Raw genomic sequence first — 2441 nt, forward strand, 5'->3', positions numbered from 1 at the left:
TCCGGAAAACCAGCCGTGCGGAGCGTCTGTCTTTCGCCGAAACGGTATTCACTTTGCTTCTCCGGGCGAAGGCCCGGGCGCTCCGCCATGCCTCCCATCACCGCACTTGCAACAGCGCGGCGAAGACGGCTGTCCGCCATCCGCCAACGCTTCAGGAGACCGCATGCCCAGAGCTCGCCCCCCTCGTCCAGACCCCGGCCCGGCGATATCGCCCGAGGAGCGCGCCGCCATGATCGCCGAACTGGAGCGACGGTTCCGCAACCTCCACCGGGTTTTCATCCTCAAGAAGTGGAAGGCCCGGCAGCACGAGCGCGCCTGCGGTCGCCCCTCGATCGGCCTGCCCCTGATCTGGACGAACGAACATAACGTCACACCCCGCTACGGACGCAACAATCCTTTGAGATATCAAAAGACTAATGAGTTTGGAGATCGCCTTGACCAAACCGGGTCGCGCCTATAGGTTCCGCGCCGAATTCAGACCCTCCTCGACGCCCGTCCTTCGACGTCAGCGGAGAGGCGCTGAGGCCCCTATGTCCCTTCCTCCGGAATCGCGCGAAGAGGCGATCAAACGCCTCACCGAAAGCGCATCCGATCTGGAGGCGCGCACCGCCCGGCAGATCTCTCACGAGGCGGCCGGTCAGGCGGCGGCGGGACAGGCCTGGAAGATCATCGCTGATCTGTTCGGCGGCGTCTTCGTCGGTCTGGCGATCGGGTTCGGCATCGATCGGTTCGCCGATACGACGCCATGGGGAATTATCGGCGGCGTCCTTCTGGGCTTCGCCGTATCGGTGTGGATGGCGTGGCGCACGGCGCAACGTCTGATGGCCGAGGCAAAACAGCATGGGGAGCCGCAGTCGGTTCCCTTCGACGACGACGAAGACCAGGGAGTCTGATCGCCCGATGGCCGATCCGCTACACCAGTTCCAGGTTACCCCCCTGCCGGGTCTCGACTTCGGCGAAGTGACTCTGCCCGTCGTCGGCACGGTGCATCTGGCCTTCACCAATTCCCACCTGGCCATGACCATCGCCTTCCTGCTGGTGATCGGCTTCTTCCAGCTGGTGACCTCGGGCGCCAAGGTGGTTCCCGGACGTGGTCAGGCCGTGGGCGAGACCCTGTTCGGCATGATCGACGGCATCGCCGACTCGATCATCGGCCATGACGGCAAGAAATATTTCCCCTTCGTCTTCACCGTCTTCACCTTCATTCTGGCGATGAACCTGCTGGGCCTGTTCCTCAGCTTCACCGCCACCTCGCAGCTGGCCGTGACCGCCACCTTCGGCGTCATCACCTTCCTGCTGGTCGTGATCATCGGCATCAAGAAGAACGGCCTGAAATTCCTCGCCCTGTTCTGGCCCACCGGCGCGCCGCTGGTCATGCGCCCGGTCGTCGGCCTGATCGAGTTCTTCTCCTTCCTGCTGCGCCCGCTGACCCTCACCCTTCGTCTGTTCGGCAACATGATGGGCGGCCACGTCGCCCTGAAGGTCTTCGCCGGCTTCGTCGTGTCGCTGGGCGCCATGGCCGCCGCCGGCGGCTGGGGCTACCTCGGCCTGCCGGGCGCCGCCCTGTCTCTCAGCCTGGTCACCGCCCTGACCGCGCTGGAATTCCTCGTGGCCTTCCTCCAGGCCTTCGTCTTCGCCGTCCTGACCTGCGTCTATCTGAACGACGTGGTCAATCTGGGCGACCATCACTAAGCCACCCGTTTTTCTCCAACCAACCAACTCTCACAGGACTGAACACCATGGTTGATCCGCAAATCGCCGCCGCCAACGCCGCCGCCATCGTCTCGGCCGGCAACGCCATCGGCGCCGGCCTGGCCATGACCGGCATGATCGGCGCCGGCATCGGCGTCGGCAACATCTTCGGCAACTTCCTCTCGGGCGCCCTGCGCAACCCGTCGGCCGCCGGCTCGCAAATCGGCAACCTGTTCGTCGGCGCCGCCCTGGCCGAAGCCCTGGGCATCCTGTCGTTCGTCATCGGCATCCTGCTCTGGACGTCGGCGAGCTGATTTCGTCCTTCTGATCGATGGGGCGGCCCGGCTCCGGCCGGGTCGTCCCTCGTTCGCTGACTGACGTATCGACCGTTCCAACCCCAGGCGACAGATGACCGTATCCGTTCAACCCGCAGTGACTCACGACGCGCCCCATTCGGTCGCCGTCGCGGACACGCACGCCTCGACCGAAGCCGCGCACGGCGAAGGCGGGGGCGGCCTGCCGCAGTTCGAGTTCCAGCACTGGTTCGGTCAGATCGTCTATCTGATCTTCCTGTTCGCGCTTCTGTACTGGCTGATGGCCAAGGTCTTCGTGCCGCGCCTGCGCGGCGTCATCGACCAGCGCGCCGCCACCATCGCCGACGCCGTCTCGGCCGCCCGTCAGGTCCAGGCCGAGGCCGCCGGCCAGGCCGAAGCCGCCAAGGCCGAGGTCGAGGCCGCCCGCGCCCTGTC

5 protein-coding genes are annotated in these 2441 nt (G+C 65.6%); all 5 read left to right on the top strand.

Annotated features, from left to right (window positions below):
- Positions 1-229: 229 nt before the first annotated feature.
- The gene (locus tag QQJ79_RS15220) at positions 230-460 is read left to right on the top strand and encodes a hypothetical protein (RefSeq protein ID WP_284223774.1); all 231 of its coding nucleotides are present in this window, start codon (positions 230-232) and stop codon (positions 458-460) included.
- Positions 461-530: 70 nt separating this feature from the next.
- Positions 531-893: an AtpZ/AtpI family protein gene (locus QQJ79_RS15225; RefSeq protein ID WP_284223775.1), complete on the top strand. Its 363-nt coding sequence runs from the start codon at positions 531-533 to the stop codon at positions 891-893.
- A 7-nt stretch (positions 894-900) separates the two neighbouring features.
- Positions 901-1692: a F0F1 ATP synthase subunit A gene (locus QQJ79_RS15230; protein ID WP_284223778.1), complete on the top strand. Its 792-nt coding sequence runs from the start codon at positions 901-903 to the stop codon at positions 1690-1692.
- 47 nt (positions 1693-1739) lie between these two features.
- Positions 1740-2006 carry a F0F1 ATP synthase subunit C gene (locus QQJ79_RS15235; protein WP_055829911.1) on the top strand — a complete coding sequence of 89 codons (267 nt, stop codon included), beginning with the start codon at positions 1740-1742 and terminating at the stop codon, positions 2004-2006.
- 94 nt (positions 2007-2100) lie between these two features.
- On the top strand, positions 2101-2441 hold a 341-nt coding region (locus QQJ79_RS15240; protein ID WP_488798467.1), incomplete at its 3' end, for a F0F1 ATP synthase subunit B family protein.

This window comes from Brevundimonas denitrificans, assembly GCF_030160755.1.
GTDB lineage: Bacteria > Pseudomonadota > Alphaproteobacteria > Caulobacterales > Caulobacteraceae > Brevundimonas > Brevundimonas denitrificans.